The following is a 23,408-nucleotide window of genomic DNA, read 5'->3' on the forward strand; positions in this document are numbered from 1 at the left end:
AAATAAAGAGAGAGGTAGAAAATACTCGAGTATTTTCTACCTCTCTCTTTATTTACAATACCCCCAGGGGAATTCGAATCCCCGTCGCCTCCGTGAAAGGGAGGTGTCCTAGGCCTCTAGACGATGGGGGCGCTAGTTCAACACTTTCAATACTATAACTATTTTTTTTACTGATGTCAACAGCTTTTTGAAAAAAACTTTCTAGGAAAATGAGAAATAGGGACACTCTAACTGTTTTTCAGCAAAAATACTTAAGAAGAAGAAGAATGGATAACTCAGAGTATAGTCACAGGCAATCATCACTCCTGGTTCACAACAACATAAAAAATGTATACTTAGTAACTAAACATCAAACGATAAATCGATTTGGTGAGAAACTCTCGGTGTGATGTTGCACGCAGTAGAATTAAGATTTACTATTCTTTACAAAAGATTTTGAAATATCTCGGTCAAAATCTACAGCATGGAAGCATCTTTTGAAATCACCCTGCAAATCGTGATTGCCGTGTTTGCAGGTATTAGCGCTCAAGTACTGGCTGCATCCCTTCGGGTACCCAGTATCGTCTTTTTGCTGATGTTTGGCATCCTGCTTGGCTCTGATGGCTTTGGGCTGTTAGATCCTCATATGCTAGGCACTGGGCTAGAAGTTATCGTCGCTTTGGCAACAGCAATTATTCTGTTTGAAGGCGGACTAAGCCTTGATCTCGAAGAGTTAAGCAAAGTTTCCACTAGCCTGCAACTGCTTGTCACCTTGGGAACGATGATCACGCTGCTTGGGGGTAGTATGGCAGTGCACTGGCTGGGTGAATTCCCTTGGCCAATTGCTTTTCTCTACGCTTCCTTAGTTGTGGTTACAGGACCAACTGTTGTTAGTCCTTTGCTCAAACAAATTAATGTGGATCGGCAGGTTGCAACGCTTTTGGAAGGGGAAGGCGTTCTTATTGACCCAGTAGGAGCTATCCTCGCCGTTGTGGTGCTCAACACCATATTAAACGACCATACCGACTTTATGACGGCAATGAGCAGTCTCACGCTGCGCTTAGGTGTTGGTGGCGTGATTGGTGCAGCCGGTGGCTGGCTAATGTCCTTAATTTCCAAACGTGCCAATTTTCTGTCGTTTGAACTCAAAAACCTGGTTGTTCTGGCGGGATTATGGGGCTTATTTGCTTTATCGCAAATGATTCGCAGCGAGTCGGGATTAATGACAGTTGTCGTTGCAGGAGTTGTTTTTGGAGCTTCTTCAGTGCCAGAAGAACGATTGTTGCGGCGTTTCAAAGGTCAGCTGACTATTCTCAGCGTTTCGGTGTTGTTCATTTTGCTTGCTGCTGACTTATCAATTGCGAGTGTCTTTGCTTTGGGTTGGGGTGGTGTGTTCACGGTGCTAGTTTTGATGTTTATCGTTCGCCCGATAAATATCCTCTTTTGTACTTGGAACAGTGAATTTAACTGGCGACAGAAATTGTTTTTAAGTTGGGTTGCCCCACGCGGAATAGTTTCTGCCTCCGTTGCTTCTTTGTTTGCAATTTTACTGACGGAGCGCGGAATTAACGGTGGTGAAGCTATCAAAGCTTTGGTGTTTCTCACAATTATCATGACTGTGTTCTGTCAAGGGTTAACGGCTGCTTGGTTTGCCAAATGTCTGGAAATCACCTCAAAAGACGCGATAGGGGCGGTGATTGTCGGTTGTAACCCCTTGAGTTTATTAATTGCTCGGTTGTTCCAAGAATGGGGAGAACCAGTGGTGATGATTGACACTGACGCACAACGCAGTGAACAAGCCCAAGCACAAAATCTAAGAGTTATCTCCAGCAGTGCCTTGGATACTGGTGTATTGGAAGAAGCAGGACTTGGCTCAATGGGAACTTTCTTAGCAATGACTAGTAATGGTGAGGTTAATTTTGTCTTAGCACAACGTGCTGCAGAAGAGTTTAATCCGCCACGTGTCTTGGCTGTTTTCCCTCGCGATCCACAAGCAACAATCTCTACGAATGAGAATACGGTTAGTCAGGCTTTGATCCCAGATTTACCAATTAAAACCTGGAATGATTATGTGAATGACGGACAGGTGAAGTTGGGGACAACGACGCTTAATGAATCTAGTTTTGACTTTCAACAAGAGCATTTGATGGCATTAATTAGAGCTGGCGAGTTGATACCGCTATTGGTAGAACGAGAAGAACATCTTCAAGTTATGCCTGCAGCGCAAGAGTGGGAAGTTGGCGATCGCATTATCTACCTCTTACACGATCCCAGACCACAATTATTAAAACGCTTGTCGGGTGCTAGCCAATCTACTCGCCTCGCCCTTGAAAAATTACCGAAGGTTGAAGAAATACCGTTGGCAAAACTCTCTCAACTTTCTCGTAGCGATGCTCGCACACCTTAAAATTTATTATCCCTGAGCATTGGCTGGTTGCTGCTGTACTTTATCTGTCTGTGGGAGCGTTCCTTCTGAATACATTTTTTTCAATTGCAATTCTAGCCACAGCACACTCAATAAATGCACAACAGATAGAACTATGGCAGTAACCGAGATCAGATAACTATGTATTGTGTAAAGGTGCTGGACAGTGACGGTACTAATTGCTCCACCACCAGTCAAAATATCTCGCAGTATTGAACCAACCAAAGGAATAGCTTCTATGGTTCCCAGTTCGATGTTAAAACGCCAAAATCCTTCTTGGTCCCAAGAGAGGATCATCGCTGTCCAACCCAATCCAATCGCACTTAGGGTAAAGAAAATTCCACTGATCCAAGCAGTCAGCCAACTCTTGCGAAATTGTCTGCTGACAAACATGATCACAACTTGGATCAGAGCAATAACAACAACCGCGTTACCAGTTATCTGGTGCGCTTTGTGGAACAACCACCCGTATGGAACTTCTGTGTCAATAATTTTCAATGACTGGTAAGCTCGACCTGCTGCTGGTTCATAGTAAAAGGACAACAAAATTCCGGTGGTAGCACCAACCAGGGTTAAAGTGATGATGACTACCGATAATATTGTTGTGATTCGCCGCAGAACCACATCTGACTGTGTGTTGTGCATGGCTAAGCACTTCCTTAATTATCTTTACTTATATTACGAGTGTAACTAAGAATTATTAAGAATAGTTAGTTTTTGAAAAGAATTATTATTAATATTTTATACTAAGTATTGAACCCAATTTTTCAATGGTTCTGGTGAACCGTACCACAATCCAGAGCTTTTAGGAGAATGCCTGACTCCTTCTATAACAATGTTTTGGGCACCTTGAAGATGAGCCGCTTCAATGGGTATAATTCCGTCACCCCACGTGTTACCTTTGCCGCAAGTTAACTGATAGCTACTGTAAGCTAACCAACTACCCCTACGCCTTTGCCCAAAGATAGTTTTTCCAGCTACACAAACGTAGCGAATATTTTTGTAAAATGCTCCAGGATAGTTTTGATTAACAAAATCCAAATTCCAGCGTGTCCAGCGTTCTTGGCTGATATGAGGTGTACCCAATGTAATCAGAGTTGCAACTAGAGGGTGAGCTTGCCATACAGATGAAGTGACCTCACCACGTCCTGAGTAAGGTTTTTCTCCCAAGTAAATCCGAGAAAGCCAACCTCCAGCTGAGTGACCAATCAAGTTAATTTGAGAGGTATTGCATCGCTGTAACATCTGGTTGACCGTCGCATGGAGTTGCTGCAAAATAGGTGTCACAGATCTTCCGCCAAGAGTGGGTATCCAGTCACGCCGTCGCAGTGCTACAGTCACAGCAGGAAAACCCAATTCCTGCAAAGATTGTTCTAGTGAGCGGTAAGCGACTCCGCTTTCTAGATATCCCGGCAAAATAACTGTCGGTAAAGGCATTTTTGATATTGGATAAAGATTAGAGATGAAAAAGCATCATTTTGGAAGCAGAATGTTAGCGAGTGCAACTTTTGAATAAAATATCCGTCATTTTTGAAAAAATAACAAGTTAAAAAATTGGTGTTGTTCGGTGTTTTCAATTTCAAATAGAAAGCTATTATTTGAAGAGGGGCGCTTCCGTTCTACTACTATACTATATGTTACATGTTACCTCTAAAGATAAGACTGCTAAATAACTGCAACTAAGTCGAGTGAACGATAATAGCAAAGTAATAGATTGCTAGATAACTGCAACTGAGTCGAGTGAACGATAAAAGCTATGTCCTACGTCTCCGTCCTGAAAAATATACCCGAATTCTTAAGCCAGCCGACTGGGATAGCAGTCCTAGCATCTCTTGGCATTCACAGTGCTATCGCCTTTCTCCTGCCGATAGTGCCAATGAATTCTTCTAAACCTAAGCAAGAACCATCATTAAAAAGCAGTGTTGGACTTGTTGAATTAAGTCAATCCGAAAAAAACCGTCTACCACAACCAGGCGTACCACAACTCTCTTTACAACCGCCAGCACCCGCATTACTACCACAAGTTCCTTCGCCAAAGTTTGCCAATCAATCAATCCCATCATTACCGCCTCTACCACCATCAAGGTCTTCTACTCCTCTGATATTACCCCCCCTGCCTAGCAAAACGAATAATATAGCTATTGCTTCGTTACCGAAAAGTCAGTCTTTGCCAATTCTTTCCAAGAAAGATTTGCAACCTGATCCATCGTTAAGTGCGAAAGTCAAACCATTGCCTCGTTATGTAGAACCTGACCCATCGTTAAGTGCGAAAGTCAAACCATTGCCTCGTTATCCAGAAGAAAAGGTACAATTAGGAGAAGCTAAGCCACTGGCATCTTCTAGAACTCCTTACAATGTACCTCCAATACAGGCAGCTAACATAGCTCAGGAACAGGAACTCCTTAACACCTCTGCTCCTGTTTCCCCTGACCAGATGCCTCCCTCTGGTGATGTAAGCACTGTTACACAAACTACTCAGTCGGGGAGCGAAGTTTTACAGGGTGGGAATAATCAGCCGCTGGTAACCCCTGTTGTACAATCTCCACAAGTTGGAAATAACAACATCGCTTTAGCAGGGCAAAACCTCCCGCAATTGCAGCAAGGTTCAAATTTGCAAGCTCCTGAGTTACCCCCACTAGCAATTGCCAGGTCGTTGTCAACACCGTCAACACCTAAAACCTTTCCACAACGTTTGGCAGAAGCTAAACAGCAATATCCTAACTTAGAAACCAAACAGCCCATAGCTGAAACAGTTAATGGCAAAACAGCACAACAGGGCAACGTTGAAGGTGATTTGGTAGTCAATCGTGAAGGTCAAGTGGAGTCAATAGATTTCCGAAATAATACTGTTTCACCTGAGTTGAAAACATCTGCTAGGCAATATCTCAGAGAATATTTCCAAAAAAATCCTGTACAGGCAAATGGCAAGCCCAAGCTTTACCCATTTAACATTTCGTTCAAACCTAACAGCAATATTTCTAAAATTCCTGCATCAGAACTGTCAACCTCATCTCGAGTCAATCAAACACAACCAGCAACTAGCGCAGCACAACGCAGCTTAATTCAACGTTTGCGCTCAGTACCAGTCACCTTACTACCATCCAAAGAACCACAAAAAATCGAGATGACTCAGGGTTTGCGTCCCGACAGGGTTAATTTACAACCATCTAAACAACCGCAAAAAGTTAACCTGCCTCAGGGCTCTAGTTCATCATCAACGAACCAACAACTATCCCAAAACCAAACTCAGTCTGCACCGCAAGCAAATCTTGAACAACAAACTTCACGACGGCGACGGGTGGTTGTGATGCAGAATACGCCTGCACCACAAACTAATCAAGAAAAACAAACATCACAGCAACAGGTTGTTGTCAGACAGTCTGCATCTTCTTTACAAACTGATAAACAACAACAAACATCACAGCCATCACAGCAACGGGTTGTTATCAGACAAAGTACGTCGTCACCACAAGCTAATCTTAAACAAACTTCTGAGCAAGAAGTCACTAGCAATCAAGCTTCTGCTTCTGGTCAAAATAGTCAAAAATTACTACAACAGTTGCGTCAAATTAGAGATACAAGACAAGGCGGCAATCAGGAAAAATAAAAATAGTAATCACTCAACTAAAGTTCCTTATCTTGCTTCCTATTAATAAAAAACCCTCTAGTGTTCGAGAGGGTTTTTTTTTGTATTGTATTTTTAGCTATCTTGCCAGTTTTGTTCTGCTTTTTCGACAATGTAAGCAGCTACGTCTATAATGTCCTGTTCACTTAACTTACTCTTGAATGCGGGCATAGCATTCTTGCCATTTTGCACCTGGTAGATAATCGCTTGGATTGAGTCTGCATCATAATCCTCCAGGTACTTTGATAAAGCTTCCTTTTTCAAAGTTTTTTCGCTAATCAGGATGTTACCACCACCTATATGACAAGAAGAGCAGTTAGCTTTAAAGATTTTGGCACCGTAGGTTATTTCGGCTGCAAGTGCTGAATCAATAAATGTAAATTGGAACAAGGCGATCCTCCAACAGGGAGCGGCCCAAAGGCTGATCGCCAATAAAGCTATAAATAAAACTATTCTCAAGAGATTCTCCTTGCAACTAGCCTCCAGCGACTCAAAAACAGTCTCCAGTCACTATTGTAAGGCTGCCAGAAGTCTTAAAGGAACTACTCTTTGATACAGTTGCTAACTTCCAAGTGCCACTACGCCGTAATCTTGTAAATTGTTTGTGACTAACGAGGTAAGTTGTTTCTTTAGATACAAATTTTCTCAAAATTAGTGGTGACGAGTTTATCTCTCTTTGTTGCCATCAACTTTTGGACGAGGATAAAACTTGTCACCACTGATAACCCTTCATGTAAACATATCAACATTAGGGTCTGTGATCTAAAAGCGTAATTCGCTCTTTTTGCTGACGATGAAGTTTTTCTGTCAACAGCTTAAATCTAGCCTTCGACAGTGACTTTGCCAACCATACCTGCGCCACGGTGAGGTTCGCAGTAGAAAGTGTAGTCACCCGGAGCTGCGTCTGTTGGGATAGTTGTTGTTGTTTTTTGACCAGGACTCATGAGCAACTTCTTATGAGACAAATCTTTAGCAACTTCCTTACTCTTGGCAGGATTTTTGGCTGGATCAAACACAACATTATGAGGAGGAACTTTGTTGTTGAGCCATTCAATTGTGTCGCCTGGTTTAACCGTCAATTGCTTTGGCTGAAATACCAACATTCCTTTATCACTACCCAGTTTAACAGTATATGTTTCCGCTGAAGCACTGGGAGCAAAAACAACTAAGCTACTAACAACGAAAAAAGTTGTTAACAATGCTAGACCAAAGCGCCGTAAGCTTGACGCGATCATTTTCATAGCTTTCTCCTAACAGCAGGTTTTATCTTCCTTATCCATTTTAGATAAATTTAAGCCTAAATATGACAATCTGTCGTAGATGCAAAGTTTTTTTTAATATTGGCGAATCATACTATTCTCATCAGCAATGACAACTTGACTAAAAACACAAAGATGTATATCATTCATCAGTCTTAAGTACTAAGTTCCAAAAACTCTTTTTCTCCTCAATTCCAGTTCACTGACTCCAACTATTTTCCTAAGTGTTATAACTGTTAATAAACTTCATTAAAAATAGCTTGTAGTCGTTAGTCGGTAGTACAGCGCTCGTCGTCCCAAGTGGATCAAGTGGCGTGAGCCACGCTTGCTCTAACGCCTAATTCGTACGCTTGTACTGACGCAGAATTCAAAATATGTCCTGTGGACACGCTCTTGCAACTGAATCCAAAAAGCTTAGGTCATAAGCTTTTCAATGATTCTGTAGACGCGTAGCGATGAAAATGTGTGTGCTTTTTTTCTAGATGTACGAGTGACTAATTATTAGTCCCTAATTATAGAGTTTCTAAGGATTCAACAGCAGAGCCAGAGCCGGCACGAGGAAAACCTCGGTACAGCCCTGGCTCACTAATAACTAAATCAAGCTAGTCGTTTTAGTAATAAATTTTACCGCCTCCCCATCGTATAGGGTCAACCTTCGGTTGCACGAGAATATAACCAGCGATCGCCTCTAGGTCATCATCGGTCAGATTTCTCATTTCTGTGAAAATATCTGCGCTCTTGGTGCTGGGGTGTAATTCAGAAATTTCCTCTTCCCCGTCAAAGGTGGTAGGATTTTTCAGGTAGTCCACCAAACCTTCAACGTTGTTACGGTTTGGTGTAGCTAGGGCGAGTGTTTCAGGATCGAGTCCTATGTTTTGGTTTGTCTTGGTAATACCTCCAGGATGACACTGGGAGCAAGTGTTGTTAAATAAGCGTTTGCCTTCTTTGAGTTGTTTAAGGCTAACGACAGTAGTCTCGCCACCCTCATTTAATGTCACGGTGCGGGTCGTTTTATCTAGTTGCACTGCGGAGGCGCTACCGACAACGAATTGAAAGGTCAGCAAAATAGTAGCCGCAAAAATGCCAAACAATTTTCTAAACATTTTTCCCCTTAACGATTTTGATGCTCAACACAGCTAAAATGACAATGCTCAACCTCATTCGTGCTCATGGCTAATTGCTGAGTGTTAATATTCTTCGCTATTAGGCACGAGCTATAAGCAACTCAAGTCACTTCGGTTTCATAACTTGTGTTGCTAGTACCTTCTAAGTGTGGTTCAGACAGAATTTGGGAAATAATTGCCTTTGCATCCTAAGCTAGCCAAAGGGGTCTTAGGGTTTTTGTAGGCAATTAAAAGTTCGTCACACATAGACAACACCTTTTCCACAAGAACACTGTAGTCAGTGGCTATCTCGGCAATTGACAGATCCGCAAAAGCCATAACACTTCAGGTAGAGATAGAGCTGCTGTAATACCAATATCACAAAAGGCGACAGGGAAACTCATCAGTGGTAGGCTGACTCAGAAAGCTTGCCATGTCATCCTAGGTGTAAAAGTGTCAATTAGTGATGATGTTGATAGTGACCGAAGGCAGGACTGTAGATTGCTAAAAGGTTTTGGGGTGAAAGTGCGACTTGGTGCAACACCAGTGCAAACAGAGTTTGCATTGCCCCAAGCGATGCTCCCAAAGGGAACCGCTCAAAGGGCGATAAGCGCGCTTGCTTGACGCTACGCATATCACAATGGCGACTCACCATATGGATGTCATGGCAAACCTGTAACACTGTCAATTTTTGTATTCTATTGTACTAAAATTTTACATTTTCTTCTGCATCTGGTGTCAGTCCAGATCACTGTTTTGTCCTTACTGAAAACTGTCTGTTTTGCTGTGTTTAAGTTTTGTTTGCTCAAATATATAATAACGATTATCATTATTATTGTATACTTGTAATTACATGTTCTTCTTAAAAAGAAATTTTCTTAAGAGTAATACTGTATGTACTTAGGCTGAACAAAAGTATAGATTGATTCCGAATGACTTCTAATGGCTTGCTGTGCAGGAGTTTTACTTTCACATATATTATATGCAGATTTAATGATAAATTTTTAAATTTGTTGTTAAACAATTTGCTGATTACTGATAAATTAATGAAACTACTTTCTATAAAAAATGAATTTTAAGAAAGCAGAATGTGGCTAGTAATTGAGAATTGGTGTGAGGAAAAAAATGACAAACTTGTGGAAATCTTTGCTGGCTGGTCCAGCAGTTTTGGGGGCAATGTTAGCGATGAGTACCACTGCTGTTGCGGGGGAAACACCAGCTAATTTAGAAATCAAACAAGCTGAGAATACCACCCAAAACAAGACAACGGCACAAGTCACTTCGGTGTCTCAGCTATCAGATGTACAACCCACTGATTGGGCTTTTCAAGCACTGCAATCTTTAGTGGAGCGCTATGGCTGTATTGCTGGATACCCGAATGGAACTTATCGCGGAAATCGGGCGATGACGCGATATGAATTCGCAGCTGGGTTGAATGCTTGTCTCAACCGAGTCAACGAACTCATAGCCACCGCCACAGCAGATTTGGTAAATAAACAAGATTTAGCGACATTACAAAGACTACAAGAAGAATTTGCAGCAGAACTGGCGACACTGCGAGGTCGTGTGGATACTCTGGAAGCAAAAGCTGCTGAATTAGAGGCAAATCAATTTTCTACTACGACGAAGTTACAGGGACAAGTGGTTGCTGCAATCACTGATGTCTTGGGAGGCGATAGAGTTAACGATGTAGATGTCAAAAACAATCACACAACCTTAGGGGCGCGCGCGCGTGTGGAGTTTGTCACCAGCTTCACAGGCGAAGATACACTCTTTACTCGGATACAGACTAATAATATTCTCAACCCTAATATTGGAACACCAGAGGGCAGCCTGTTCTTTGCCGATGAAGACGGCACAACTGATGCTCTTATTGATGCACTGTGGTACAAATTCCCTCTTACCAAAAGTACACAGGTTATTGCAATTGCCAATGCGGGTGCAGCAGATGATCTCACCAATACAGTCAACATTTTTGATGGGGACGGCGCATTTGGTGCTTTGTCGAGCTTTGGCACACGAAACCCAATTTATTACCAAATGGATGGTGCGGGACTGGGAGTTACTCAGCAGTTTGGTGAGGCGTTATCACTCAGTTTGGGGTATTTAGGAAGTTCACCCAATGATCCATCTTCTGATAATGGATTGTTCAAAGGTCCATATGGTGCTCTTGCACAGCTCACTTTTAAACCCAGTGAGCGCTTTACTATTGGCTTAACCTACATCAACGCTTATAATCAGGAATTGGGCACTGGTAGCCAGCGGGCAAATCCTATATCTTTCTTTAAGTCAGAGTTAGCTGCTCCCCCTGATGTGCCTGGAGAACCTGAGCCAGTGAATGTGCCATTTTCCAGCGATTCCTACGGTATACAAGCATCCCTTGGTCTGAGTGAGAAATTTGTCTTGGGTGGTTGGGTTGGATACACCAACGCTCGTAACTTATCTACCGAAGGAGGAAGAATTGACCGTGGTGAGCTTGATATTTGGAACTGGGCTGTAACTTTAGGATTTCCCGATCTTGGTAAAAAAGGAAACTTAGCAGGTATCATCTTTGGTATGGAGCCGAAAGTCACAGGCTCTAGTATTAATGAAATTTCCAAAGACAGAGATACTTCATATCACCTAGAAGCGTTCTACCAATACAAGGTGACTGACAATATCACTATTACTCCAGGAGTCATTTGGCTGACAGCGCCAGATCATAACAGTAACAACGATGGTGTTGTGATTGGTGCACTTAGAACCACCTTCAGTTTTTGAAAAGCGCAAATTAAGCAGTACAAAAAGACCAGCCTACCACAGCTGGTCTATTTAAACATCTTAATTTGTGTTGTCTTCTCAAAACAGTTAACCCCAAGTCGCGCGTTCCCAAAACGCAACGGGATACTTTTCTTAACAATATTGTAACAGTCAGTACAAATTTTTTATGACATTTATCAAAAAAAGATATTTAGGAAGAAAATAAGTTTCCATCTTTAATAAAAATTCTAAATATGGTATGTAGGGGGAAAATTGTTTAAATTTTGAATTAAAAATCAAAATTTAAATAATTTTTTTTGTATTTTGAACAACAAATATAATCGCAACTCACGACTTAGGATTGAGCACTAACGACTGCGGTTGTCCCCAAATGATACGCTCCTGCTTGTAGATAGCAATTCCCGGTTTCGCTCCTTTGGGTTTATAAACATATTTTGGCTGAGTGTAAACAACTGGAACCTGTTCACTTTGACGACCACGACTGTAGTATGCTGTTAAGTTAGCAACATATTGCAAATCAGCTTCTTCTGGGACACGACCTGCTTCCAGACGTAGTAACACGTGGCTACCTGGAATCTCTTGAGCATGGAACCATAAATCGTAATCGTTTGCCACACGAAAGCTTAATTGGTCATTCTGGCGGTTATTCCGACCAATTAAAACTTCAAAACCACTGGGAGTGCGATAATGATAAAAGTTAATGCTAGCAGCTTCCGTTGGACTGCGACGGCGATATTCTGAGTCTTCAAAATACCGCTGTTGAATAAGTTCCTCACGGATTTCTTCAAGAGCTTGTAAATCTTCTGCTGTGTTGTAATTTTCTATCTGCGAAATACCTGCTTCCACTTGCTCCAAATACTCAATTTCAGCATTGACTTCTGCCAATAATGGTTCTACGGCAATACGAGCGCGTTTAAGTTTTTGATGCTGCTTGTAGAGATTTTGGGCATTTTGGACGGCATTTTTATCTGGCTGTAAAGCGATTTTTACTGGTTCGCTAGTTTCAAAATCCGGGATAACAATTTCTGTCATTCCCACTTGCCATTCATGGAGATGCGCCATCAACAAATCAGCATTTTGTCGATATTCATCTGCTTTTTCTGACTGCTGCAAGCGTTGCTTAAAAGTAGCAGCTTTCACTCGTAATTTCTCCAAAAGATTATTCAGTTTTTGACTCAATTGATGGCGCAGTTGGGAAAATATTTGTTGATTGAGCTGATCTGTGTAGTAACGGTTGAGTAACTCTTGAATATCTTTGGCACTTTTGTGGACACCCCAACCAACCACGGTGTAACCTTCTTGTGTCCAACCAGGTTCAAACTTCTCGCTTTCGACCTTTTGCAGCCATTCTTGCCAATGATCAAACAGCCGTTGCCAGTCATCAAGTTTGAGGGTCTGTGTCGAACTCTCTGGGTTGATTTCTGATACCATCAGCATTGATTGTATCAGTGAAGGAGAAACACCGCGATGGGTTTTGAGCAACTGACGCTTGATAGCTCCTGGTACTAAGCTAACTCGTTCTTGCCAACGTTCTTGAGATTCACTTAAGCTGGGTGTAGCAGCGGTGAGACTGGGTGGTGTTTCATAAGGCTGTCCTGTCAGAATTGGACGGACACTAGATTGTTGTTGTTTGACTTGATGGGCAACCGTGATAATGCTGTTATTGGCATCGGTGAGAATAACATTGCTGTACTTGCCCATGATTTCGACGTACAGGTGATACAGGGCGCTTTCCCCTGGACGACGGGCAAATTGCAAATCAACTACACGTTCCCAAGGAGCGATCGCCTCAAGCCCCACCAACGCCAAACCGCCCAACTGGTGCAGTAGTTGTTGGCTAAAAGTAAAAGTATCTGGTGTTCTTGGTGGTGGTTCACCGATGTGAAGGCGTGCTGCTTGCGGATGCCAAGAAATTTCCAGCCAACCCCGCTGCTTCAGGGTGCGGAGTGCTACGGCAATTGTGTAGCTGTTGCGTTGATAAACCTGCTCTACGCGCGATGGTAGCCAGTGAGCGCGGATGTCGCTACAAACAGCGGTAAGAGTTGTAAAGTCAAATGTTTGCACAACGGTTAGTCGCTGTTATTTAGGTATCGATTGTCAGTATAGCAATCTTAAATCATTCGTGAACAACAAGATACTTCTTAACAGGCAACAGTGAACAGTGAACAGTGAACAATTGATAACTGATAATTGTTAAAGTTTTATCTCGTTGCAGCACAACTACTAGTTGGTGCTGGTGAGGAGCGTTGTGGACCAGTTTTGGTAGGATCATAAGCTACCAGCACCACTTGACCTTTTTCGTTATATATCCAACCTTGAGCAGGTATTATCTTTTTGACAGTTGGCTGTTGAGATGGTTTCTTTTGTGTTGTACTTGTTGAACTTACCGTACTGGGAACAGGTTCAACTAAATCAACGCGCACATTGTCATTAGTGAGGATTTTATTGGGGTCAGATGGCAATCCGCCACGTCCTGTGATGGTGAAAGTACTGCCAAAACCTTTGATACAGGGATTTAGGGCTATCTGCTGTGCAGGGTCGAGCACAGTTTCTGATAACTCAAATAACCCACGGGTGGGTTCAATATCAGGTGTGTTGAATTGCACTGTGCCACTGAATTGTAGACCAGCTTCAGAAAAAGCGGTGATATCGCTGTCTGGAGAAAGAAATCTACTACCTTTAGTTGTAATGCTTACCTTGCCTCCATAACCTTGTTGGGCATTAGCTGTGATGTCGCTATTTTCCAGAGCAACTAAGTTGTCAGTTTTAATCTCAATGTTGCCTCCATTAGCCGTGCCTATAGCATTAGTGGCGATCTTGCTGTTGTGGCGCAAGATTAAGTCACCAGAATTCACGATAATGTCGCCTCGTCCCCCACTCGTGTTGGCGTTAAGCTGACTGTTATCAAGCTTAATGGTGTCAGCCACAATCTCCAAATTACCAGCATTACTATTACCAGTACTATTAACTTCCAATGCCGTTCCGTCAAGAACTAAGGTTTTTGCTCGCACTTTCAAGTCTCCAGCATTACCACTGCTGTCGGTGTTCGTGTTCACACCTGTTGCGTTAATCTTAAATAGATCTGCGACAGTAATGTTGATTTCTCCAGCCTTTCCTGTGCCACTTCCCTGTGTACTGCTAACGACTCTTGAGCGTTCCAGTAGAAAAGAATTTGCATTGATATTAATTTTTCCAGCGTCACCAGTGCCAGAAGTGCTTGTAGATATACCTGCTTTGTTCGGTAATTCCAAAGAACCTGCGACATTAATGTTGATTTCTCCAGCCTTACCTGTGCTATCTTTCTCCGTTTGGCTACTAACAATTCCATCTTCAAACCGAAAAGAACCTGCAGTAATATTGATTTTTCCAGCGTCACCTCTGCTATAAGTATTAGTACTTATAACTGTGCTGTTACTCGTAAGAGAGTTTGCGCTCGTTAAGTTGATTTCTCCGGCAAGACCTGTGTTTACAACTTCGCTAGAGACATACGACTCTTCAATCTGCAAAGAATTTGCATTAATGTTGATTTTGCCAGCATTACCCGTACCAGATGAGTCGGTTAGTATACCTGTATAGGCGATAGCTATCGGACCATTGACAGTAACGTTGATATCTCCAGCATTACCAGTGCTTTTTTCGGTCGTTAAGCTCACAAGGCCAGATCCGCCTTCAGTTCCCAAAGAATTTGCACGAATGTTGATGTCTCCAGCTTTACCCTTGTTATCTGTCTGAATGCTTAGACTGCCATTCTCAAACTTAATGTTGTTCGCATCCAGTTTTATTTGTCCGCCATTCCCGGAACCGAAGGTGTTACTGTAGACGCTGGAGCGATTGAAACCTATAGAGTCACCAACAATGCTAATTTCTCCTCCATTTTTCTGGCCAAGTGTATCAGCTAATAGAACTGATTCAGATTTTAAATTGATATTCTTACCTTTGATCGCAATAGAACCACTGCCATCTCCAGTGACATTAGCAAACGCTTGACCAGAAAACTCGATGTCTCGAAAACTGGGCGTGCCTTGATAAGCTAGTGAAAAACCTTCAGATTGTGCTGGGACGAGATTTACAATTTGATTGCTATCAAAACTGCCGATTTCAATACGTCCTCCTTTTGACCTGAGTACACCACCCTCAACAGAGACATTCCCTCCTACGAGTGCTAAGGTTTTTCCGGGTTCGACTTGCAATCCTGTAACGTTCGAGTCAAATTGGTTACGCTCACCTGGCTTAGCAAGATTATCATAGTTAACTCCGTGCCCTGATCCTCGTACCTGAATGTTTCCAGGATTATTCCGAAATCCCAACCCAATCGGAACATTTATCGTTAACAGTGGCGGTGCTTGGGGATTGGTGGCGCTAAACTCAAATCCATTGTCAAATAGGAAACTGTGCGCTGTAGTTCCTAAAAATGAACCACCAATATTCAAACTGGCATTTGGTCCAAAGATAATCCTTGCTGGATTGAGTAAGAACACGTTAGCTGCGCCATTTGCTTTTATCAAACCATCAATATTAGAAATAGAACCACCCGTGACTCGGTTGATAATGTTTTGTATATTGGCTGCATTGTTAAAGTTAGCCGAACCGCCTGTGGGAACAGAAAATTCTTTGAAGCTGTGAAAAAGGTTTCCTCCTCTTGTTGTACCATCATTGATGTTAAAGTTTTTGCCATCAGGAGTGGTAACTGTGGTGGATACAGTTCCATCAGGAGTCACTTGTTGCGCAACAGCGCTGGTGATAGGCGCAAGAGTTGCTATGGTTGCTACGCCTAAGGTGAGGAATTTGAGGGTATGATGCACCAGTTTGATTGTCAGCATTTTACAAGTTTTGGATGATGGGATTGGCTCTGGGGGGCACACCATTGCTGTAGCCCTACGATCTGGTTTGCAGTTATGCCAATGAAAAATAATCTCGAAGGAGTCAAATTGTAGCTCTTGAGTACCAATATCAGGTTTGTACGATACTAAAACTTGTTTGTAAGATTTTTTGACAAAACGTTGTAATGTTTACAGATTCAATTGTGTAGCTCTTGGAATACTTAAGCAGATTGGATTTGGAGCTTGTCCTAAGCCGCCAAGAACGTAGACAAGCCTACACTTCTATTGACAATCATCTACACCTTTAATTAGCTCATCGACAAATCCTCTAAGCCGTTCTTGCCAGTCAGGAACGGCTTTTAGCTTGTCCTTAACTCCTGGCAATACCTTAAAGCATACAGGGTCTTTATCGAACGGGCGATCACTGGTGAAACCTAGTTTATGTTTCTTTTTAAAAGTCATTGCTACTATTGATATACTAATACTAGCAGACCATGAAGAGTCGAAACAATGCTTTTATCCATCAAGACAAAGTTAAAACTAAGTAAAACTCAAGAAATAATAATGAGTAAACATGCTGGAATAGCTAGATTTACTTACAACTGGGGTTTGGCAACTTGGAATAGCTTGTTTAAAGATGGGTTAAAGCCTAACAAATACATTCTTAAAAAGTTCTTTAACAACCACGTAAAACCTGAGTTTGAGTGGATTAAAGAAAAAGGCATTTGTCAAAAAATAACTCAATATGCTTTTGATAACTTAGGTGACGCTTTCTCCAGATTCTTTACGGGCATTGGTAGCTATCCTAATTTCAAAAAGAAGGGTCATCACGATTCTTTTACTATTGATGCAAGTGGCAAACCTATTCCTGTTGGTGGTAAGTCAATAAAACTTCCCACTATTGGATGCGTTAAAACTTATGAAGGTTTACCATATACCACATGTAAATCAATCACAATATCGCGAACTGCTGACAGTTGGTTTATTGCTTTCACTTATCAGCAGGAACATGAACCAACCACCAAACAGCAGGGTGTTGTGGGAGTTGATTTAGATGTCAAGGAATTGGCTACACTGTCTACTGGTGTGGTTTTTCCTAATCCCAAACACTATAAAACTAACTTAGAAAAACTCGGAAGACTGTCTAGAAAATTTTCGAGAAAAGTTAAAGGATATAACAACAGACATAAAGCCAAAACTCAACTAGCTAAACATCATGCTAGGGTAGCCAATCTCAGGAAGAATACTCTTCACCAAATCACCCTTCGGGTTCGCCACTTTGCCATCGTGACGGAAGCCGCCAAGACGGCAAGTGGACTCACTACTTTCTTATGCAAAAACCACGCAAAAATAGTAGTAGAAGATCTAAATGTTTCCGGAATGCTAGCTAACCATAAATTAGCTCAAGTAATTGCTGATTGTGGTTTCCATGAGTTTAAACGCCAGTTGGAATATAAAGCTAAAAAGTTTGGTAGTGAAATAATCATTGCTGACCGTTGGTTCCCATCAAGTAAAACCTGTTCAAATTGTCGACATATTCAGGATATGCCGCTAAAAGAAAGAACTTACAACTGCAAAAGTTGTGGACATTCGATGACTTGTGTGTACAGCGTAGCTTATTAAGGGGAGGGGATTAAACTGTAGGGTAAATCAGCGTGAAATAAAAGTCTAAATTACTACGTCCTACACTTTTTTTCTTCTGCCATAAGCTATACCTGCCACTGTCGCTAAGAAGATGGCACCAACTGTTCCTGGTTCAGGTACACTCTTCGTGGTTGAGGAACTGCCAACTTTAATTTGATATGCTACTTGAGAACGCGCGGGTGTTATACCCGTCCAACCTATTAAGGCTTGACCAGTTAGGGTGAAAGGAGAAGATATATTGCTGAGTTGGATATAGTCTGTGTCTTGGCTGTTGTTGATAGATGAAGACGACAAACCGCCAAATACTTGGTTGTCAAAAGCCAGGTTAGTCAATGCGACATTACCATTATTGCTGGCAAAAGTGCGCAGGAAGATATCAGTCACCGGGCCACTAAACGCATTGCTAGTCAGTGTTTGACCACCGACAGTGTAATTGATTGTGCTTCCTGTATATTCCAAGGAGAAGTTTGCCCCTTGACGATTACCCCAGACGTACTCACCTGCAGCAACAGGGTTTCCACCGCTTAATTCTCCATTAGCATTAGGTCTTATTGGTGTATTTATTCCTAATTCACGTTCTGTTGTGTCTAAACTGTTGTTACCAATTCGTCCTTCGGTAACAAACGATTCAGAAAATTGCCCATTACGGAGTAGATTCTCAAAATCTGTATCAGTAAATCCTGTTCTATCAACGATTGTCAGGGCTTTGGCAGAGTTAGGTAACAAAAATAAACCCAACGTGGCTAGTCCTACTACAATCAGTGATTTGCTGTTATTGATAGATTTGCGTATAGAAAGCATGGTATCTCCTTAGTTTTATTCTTCAATTGACGAAATTTTTTGTGTAATTTTGACCAAACCCCGAGCCATAACTTTCAAACCTTGAACAGCGTGAAGAAAGAATTCCCAAGCTGAGATCTGAGTTCTTTGTTCGTCATTTCTATCTCCACACGTTAGGATATGGCTTCCTGAAATAGCGATAAAAAGAGTCGGACTTTACAGAAAATTTTACTGAACATGAAATTTTCACTTTTTCAAACTAGGGAAATACTCGGAAAACAATCTGATTATATAAGTTTTTTATATATATAAAAATACGCAAAGAAACCTGGTTTATACCAAAAATCGTCTGTTTCGCAACCAAAGACGAACGAAGAAACCGGGCTTGCCCTGAGCGTAGCCGAAGGGTTTCTGGCAGATGGTGCTTAAGTCGTAATATGAAGATTATGGAATAACTAGGAATGCATAAAAATGCATAAAAAATAAAAAGACTTCATAAAGAAGTCTGCGCCGAAACAATACAGTTATCAGTTATCAGTTCCTGTTGACTGTTCACTGTTTGAACGGAACCGTATTGTTATCCGAAACAAATATTGTGAAAAATTTTAAATGTACGATCGCAAGTTGTGTCTCGACGTAGAGATAATCGATATTCGTCGAAGTGTAAGAAATTAACAATAAAAAGTTTAGTTTTTAAAAATTAACTTCTTACATTTGATATTAACTCGCCAAGATTGCTTCTTTTTGTGTGTCTTCGGGGGAAATTTCCGGTTGTGTTATTTCAGGTTTATCCTCTAACAATTGAGTGTAAAGTTGAGCAAGATCAGATGCAACTCCTTCCCAACTGAACTTTGTTTCTACGCGTTTTCTGGCAGCTTCACCCAACTCGTCTCGCCATTGGGAACTGCTCAGAATTCGATCAATTGCAGTAGAGAAAGCAGCGACATCTTGTGGTGGTGCAAGTAAACCAGTTTCTTCAGAGATAACTGTAAACTGAAGTCCACCGACATCACTAGCTACAACTGGTGTTTTACTTGCCATTGCTTCAATAGCCACTAGTCCAAAAGGTTCATAGTGACTGGGAACAACACAAACATCAGCAGCGGCGTAGTAATATGGCAGCATTTCTTGCTCGACACGACCGGGGAAAGTCGTAAAGTCGTTCATCCCTAATTCGGCGACAATACTCTCAATCCGATCGCGCTCGATTCCATCGCTTTGACCTGGGCGGCTACCACCAGCAATCATTAACTGCAGCTTTGAAGAAGGTCCTCGCAATTGAGACTGTCCGACAGCACGCACTAGTGTTTCTATGCCTTTGCGTGGATCAAAACGCCCTACATACATGACAAGTTTCGCTTCTGGGTCGATTCCCAACTTAGCTCTTGCTGCTTGTCGATCTATACAACCAAACTGTGCGATATCTGTACCGCAGGGAATAATGTCGATGGTTCCTTCTGTGGAAACAAGCGATCGCATATGTTCTTTTTCCTGCGGACTTGTTGCAACGATTCGTTCGGCTGTCTCTAACACCTGTTTTTCTACTGCTAGCCTGGTTGCAGCAACCAAAGGAATCACATCAATCGTGTTGTACTTAACTGCTCCTAGGGAGTGGTATGTGTGAACCTGCTTGCTCCCTTGTTTTTCCTTCAACTGCATTCCTACCCAACTAGAAAGCCAGTAGTTTGTATGAACCAAAGAGTATACGAAGCCATTTTCTTGCTGGAATTGGAGAAATTTCTCTACAAATTCTGGCAAGTTTGCGAACAAATCGTCTCGCGGTACAAATTCAACAGCGCCGGCTTCTAAGCGAATGGTTCGACAGTTTGGGCTATGTTGAACTATTGTTTCTTGTTGCGCACTCACTTTGCGAGTAAACATATCTACTTGCCATCCAAGCTTGGCTAGTGCTTCTCCTACTTGGCGCACGTAAACGTTTTGTCCTCCAGCCTCTTCTTTCCCAATCTCAACAGCCGGATCACCGTGTACGGAAATTAGGGCGACGCGTTGTTCAGTTCTAGAGTTCATAGTTTGTTGGTGTCTTCTGGTTAAGAGGTACTAGGCAAATTGCGTATGCAACTAGACTTTTACCTCTCGCAAATTTTAATTAATCTTTATTATATTTTAAGATCACAAAACTTTTATACATCTGCTACTAGAGGTAATTTTTCATGCTTGTAAATATTTATACTTACTTGAATCATTGCTTGGCTATATTTGTATCTTATTTTCTTAATAAAAAAACATAACTTTTGTAATGATCCTGACATATATAGAGTTTTATCCATCTAGATCACCGTACTATTTCGTCGAAAAAATTCTCGGTCACAAGTATAAAAAAAGACTATTGCACATGAAAAAGTTACTTTCTATGATTGATAAAATCTACCTAATTGACTACGAAATTTCCAAGGACAACTTCCCAAGGTAAGAATCTTATTGAACAAATATGACTTATAAAAACCTGTTAATGATAATTGAAAGTTATTAATGATACTAATTTTTAGCGATGCGTCTCTCAATGTCTTATTTTTTACTTCGTAATTTAAGACAAAAAGTTAAAATCAACCATCTGTTAATTTCTAGCTAGGGATATCTCAACAAATGGTAAGTTAATTGACGACATAAGCAATCTGACAAAATGATTCGAGACTTCAGTCTCCGGCACACTCTGAAAGATACTATATGCAATTAGAATTTGTTCCTGTGGAAGAATTTTACTTTGTCCTAACTTTGGCGGTTCGGACTTTGGAAGAATTGGTAAAACCTGGTCTTGTCGAACAAGTGCGATCGCGACTGTTGGTAGAATGTGGGCAACCCTCTACTGTCGCTCCTGGTAAACAAAATACTTTCAACTATGTATTCCGTGTACAAGGTGTAGACAATAGCCCTGCATCTGGACTTGTCGTTTCCATTTCAGATTGGCAAGACAAGCTGCGTCTGAGTAGCGACTATGGGTGGACGCTAGATCCAGAACGCAAGCCTATTCGCACAAAAAGGTATAGCCAGCGATCAGATTTTGCCCAAGAGTTGCGATCGCACTTACAAGTATGGTTACAGCTTCCCATTAATACCTAAGGGATATTTAGATTAAAAATTAAAAATCAACAATCTTGACTTTTAATTTTTAATCTTTCCTGGTTGAAGTTTAACTCGTCGTTTGTGCAGCAAGCATTTGCTTGAGCTTTTCCAACTCATTAGCCCACCTGGGATCTGGACGAATCGCGTCGTCGCTAGTAGCGGTTGCTGGTGTGTTTTCCCGAACACCGCCACCACGACGAGACTTCTTGGAGCTTTTTTCTCTACGGTTGTTTTCTTTTGCTGGAGTAGGACTAGAGTTATTAGTTGTAGGATGAGTAATAACTTTAGTTGGTTGCTCCTCGTTATTTTCCTCTCCTTTGGTACGAGGTAATGCTTTTTCGAGTTTGATCGCAGTGTCTTTGAACAACTGACCGTTGTACTTTTCAATAATTTGGTCTGCTTGTTCGTCATTATTGACTGTAAGAAAACCAAAACCACGACACTTGCCAGTTTTTCGGTCTTTAATCAGTTTTGTGGTAACAGCATCGCCTTCTGCTGCAAAAACTGCCTGCAGCTCTTGACGATCTATTTCTTCTTTGGGCAAATTACCTATGTATAGGCGAATCGACATGAACTAAACCTCCACAAGTTGAGTGAAAACGACCAGGCAAAAAACAGTAGCTTGGCTGTGGCTTTATATAAATACTGTTGAGCAATTCTGCCATAAACCAATTTTTTTCTGCGAACTGTTAACCTATACAATACAGTTTTTTACCAGGATAAAGCTTGCTTAATACAAAAGCGCACAATTCTAACGACACCTTTATTCTAAGAATTTGGAATTTTACTGCGTACTGCTTATAACTCGAAAGTTCTTCAACCCTTCATTTTTCCAAAGAATCAAACACCATTCCCTACATTATCACGCTATTTTACACGCAGCCAGTTCATATTAGACATTTATAGCAATACCATAATTGCATAGTAGCATCAAATACACTTTTTCTACACTTTCATATCATAATAAACAAAAACCAGCCAGTTACTGGCTGATTAACTGCTGTGTTGGGGAGAAAAATGCTATGTATCGCAAGCTGCCGCACAGATAAGCAAGCTTGGAACCCACGGTATATCGGCTATTGCTGTTAATATAAAGAAATCTAACATTTTATTGAAAATTGTGCAACTTTTGTTTACAAATCGCCGTGCGAAGTTATTAAGTGTACAGTAAAAAGTCAAATCACTAGTAGATCTCTCCAAAAATCGATTTTTAGTGCAAGCGTTGTAAAGGTTTCATAGCCATTTTTGGAGAGGTCTAGTGACTAATGACTAACTTTTTAACAAAATGTATGCTCCAACCGCCTCCGTTGCAACGGCTTAAACAGTAGACCAAATGGAATGAGGACCGTAGATGCTTGTACCGCTATGAGTTTGCAGAGTTTGGATCTCGTGTCTTGCTCCAAAGGCTCTAAATTAGTAACTTTTATATCATTGTCAAAAAAATGTCAATCTCTTTAAAGTGTGATTTGCACACTGTTGTACTTCAGAATTTTAACTTTGAGTGAGAGTTTCGCATAAAGCGGTCGTCCTTGGGATGTTAGCGCTTTTTGCATAAGCTACAATTAACCCAATTTGCGCTTGTAAAGAAATGTTACTGTAACCAACTCTTTGGGTTAGTGGTTCTAGGATGGCGATAAGCCCGAGGCTTTAGTTTGTGCGTATCGCACTTTGGAAATCTTGTTGCTTAATTCCGGATAACCCTGCCTCCAACGATGCTTAAGGATCTAACTCGCTGTATATTTGACAAGTTCGGCGTAAGTCTCCCATTCTTTCGGGAATTCAAAGTATGCTCGCTTGTCCTGCGGACACGCTTTGCGACGAGGGCGAGTGGTGGGAGAAGCGCCAGGGGATGACTCGGTTTTTTCGTTTTTTCATTAATTTAACTTATTCCACGGAAAACAGTTTTTTCATCCGTTTGTTCAAAGTGAAAAG

Annotated in this window: 17 protein-coding genes and 1 tRNA gene; 5 read left to right on the forward strand and 13 right to left on the reverse strand. The window is 41.5% G+C overall.

All coding sequences use genetic code 11. The annotated features are described in order from the left end of the window. Positions 1-58 precede the first annotated feature (58 nt). A tRNA-Glu gene (locus tag AC5590_RS21710) sits at positions 59-131 on the reverse strand. A gap of 332 nt (positions 132-463) precedes the next feature. Between AC5590_RS21710 and AC5590_RS21715 the strand changes: the two genes are divergently transcribed. Then, positions 464-2,386, forward strand: coding sequence for a cation:proton antiporter (locus AC5590_RS21715; protein ID WP_169265499.1), 1,923 nt, complete (start codon positions 464-466; stop codon positions 2,384-2,386). A gap of 6 nt (positions 2,387-2,392) precedes the next feature. Here the strand turns inward: AC5590_RS21715 and AC5590_RS21720 are convergent, their stop codons facing one another. Both AC5590_RS21720 and AC5590_RS21725 read right to left on the reverse strand, forming a co-directional pair. Continuing rightward, complete coding sequence (locus AC5590_RS21720) at positions 2,393-3,049, reverse strand: cytochrome b N-terminal domain-containing protein (RefSeq protein ID WP_169265500.1); 657 nt, start codon at positions 3,047-3,049, stop codon at positions 2,393-2,395. Between the two features lie 96 nt (positions 3,050-3,145). Then, positions 3,146-3,841, reverse strand: coding sequence for an esterase/lipase family protein (locus AC5590_RS21725; protein ID WP_169265501.1), 696 nt, complete (start codon positions 3,839-3,841; stop codon positions 3,146-3,148). A gap of 319 nt (positions 3,842-4,160) precedes the next feature. Here AC5590_RS21725 and AC5590_RS21730 point away from each other — a divergent pair, with 319 nt between their 5' ends. Continuing rightward, positions 4,161-6,011: a hypothetical protein gene (locus AC5590_RS21730; protein ID WP_169265502.1), complete on the forward strand. Its 1,851-nt coding sequence runs from the start codon at positions 4,161-4,163 to the stop codon at positions 6,009-6,011. A 93-nt stretch (positions 6,012-6,104) separates the two neighbouring features. On the opposite strand, the gene petJ is transcribed toward AC5590_RS21730, so the two are convergent. From petJ to AC5590_RS21750, 4 genes are all read right to left on the reverse strand, one after another. After that, the gene (gene petJ / locus AC5590_RS21735) at positions 6,105-6,488 is read right to left on the reverse strand and encodes a cytochrome c6 PetJ (protein ID WP_211178472.1); all 384 of its coding nucleotides are present in this window, start codon (positions 6,486-6,488) and stop codon (positions 6,105-6,107) included. 362 nt (positions 6,489-6,850) lie between these two features. After that, positions 6,851-7,270, reverse strand: a complete 420-nt coding sequence (gene petE, locus AC5590_RS21740) for a plastocyanin (RefSeq protein WP_169265503.1) — start codon at positions 7,268-7,270, stop codon at positions 6,851-6,853. Positions 7,271-7,899: 629 nt separating this feature from the next. Further along, the gene (psbV, locus tag AC5590_RS21745; protein WP_169265504.1) at positions 7,900-8,391 is read right to left on the reverse strand and encodes a photosystem II cytochrome c-550; all 492 of its coding nucleotides are present in this window, start codon (positions 8,389-8,391) and stop codon (positions 7,900-7,902) included. Between the two features lie 460 nt (positions 8,392-8,851). Next, a complete protein-coding gene (locus AC5590_RS21750) occupies positions 8,852-9,079 on the reverse strand; it encodes a hypothetical protein (protein ID WP_169265505.1) in 228 nt (75 codons plus the stop codon). Positions 9,080-9,516: 437 nt separating this feature from the next. Here AC5590_RS21750 and AC5590_RS21755 point away from each other — a divergent pair, with 437 nt between their 5' ends. Next, on the forward strand, positions 9,517-11,151 hold the full coding sequence (locus AC5590_RS21755) for an iron uptake porin (RefSeq protein ID WP_169265506.1): 1,635 nt from the start codon (positions 9,517-9,519) through the stop codon (positions 11,149-11,151). Between the two features lie 327 nt (positions 11,152-11,478). Here the strand turns inward: AC5590_RS21755 and AC5590_RS21760 are convergent, their stop codons facing one another. From AC5590_RS21760 to AC5590_RS21770, 3 genes are all read right to left on the reverse strand, one after another. Further along, positions 11,479-13,215, reverse strand: a complete 1,737-nt coding sequence (locus AC5590_RS21760) for an NFACT RNA binding domain-containing protein (RefSeq protein ID WP_169265507.1) — start codon at positions 13,213-13,215, stop codon at positions 11,479-11,481. Between the two features lie 137 nt (positions 13,216-13,352). Then, the gene (locus AC5590_RS21765) at positions 13,353-15,971 is read right to left on the reverse strand and encodes a two-partner secretion domain-containing protein (protein ID WP_169265508.1); all 2,619 of its coding nucleotides are present in this window, start codon (positions 15,969-15,971) and stop codon (positions 13,353-13,355) included. A 282-nt stretch (positions 15,972-16,253) separates the two neighbouring features. Beyond that, positions 16,254-16,433, reverse strand: a complete 180-nt coding sequence (locus AC5590_RS21770; protein WP_169265509.1) for a hypothetical protein — start codon at positions 16,431-16,433, stop codon at positions 16,254-16,256. A 48-nt stretch (positions 16,434-16,481) separates the two neighbouring features. On the opposite strand from AC5590_RS21770, the gene AC5590_RS21775 reads away from it, so the two are divergent. Beyond that, positions 16,482-17,594, forward strand: coding sequence for an RNA-guided endonuclease InsQ/TnpB family protein (locus AC5590_RS21775; RefSeq protein WP_169265510.1), 1,113 nt, complete (start codon positions 16,482-16,484; stop codon positions 17,592-17,594). A gap of 60 nt (positions 17,595-17,654) precedes the next feature. Here the strand turns inward: AC5590_RS21775 and AC5590_RS21780 are convergent, their stop codons facing one another. Next, the gene (locus AC5590_RS21780; RefSeq protein WP_169265511.1) at positions 17,655-18,416 is read right to left on the reverse strand and encodes a choice-of-anchor W domain-containing protein; all 762 of its coding nucleotides are present in this window, start codon (positions 18,414-18,416) and stop codon (positions 17,655-17,657) included. 699 nt (positions 18,417-19,115) lie between these two features. After that, on the reverse strand, positions 19,116-20,423 hold the full coding sequence (locus tag AC5590_RS21785) for a glycosyltransferase family 4 protein (protein WP_169265512.1): 1,308 nt from the start codon (positions 20,421-20,423) through the stop codon (positions 19,116-19,118). Positions 20,424-21,080: 657 nt separating this feature from the next. Here AC5590_RS21785 and AC5590_RS21790 point away from each other — a divergent pair. Then, on the forward strand, positions 21,081-21,473 hold the full coding sequence (locus AC5590_RS21790) for a hypothetical protein (protein ID WP_169265513.1): 393 nt from the start codon (positions 21,081-21,083) through the stop codon (positions 21,471-21,473). Between the two features lie 70 nt (positions 21,474-21,543). Here the strand turns inward: AC5590_RS21790 and AC5590_RS21795 are convergent, their stop codons facing one another. Beyond that, positions 21,544-22,047 (reverse strand): RNA recognition motif domain-containing protein, encoded by a 504-nt coding sequence (locus AC5590_RS21795; RefSeq protein ID WP_169265514.1) that lies wholly within the window; start codon positions 22,045-22,047, stop codon positions 21,544-21,546. Positions 22,048-23,408 lie beyond the last annotated feature (1,361 nt).

Source organism: Brasilonema octagenarum UFV-OR1 (assembly GCF_963888615.1).
Classification (GTDB): domain Bacteria; phylum Cyanobacteriota; class Cyanobacteriia; order Cyanobacteriales; family Nostocaceae; genus Brasilonema; species Brasilonema sennae.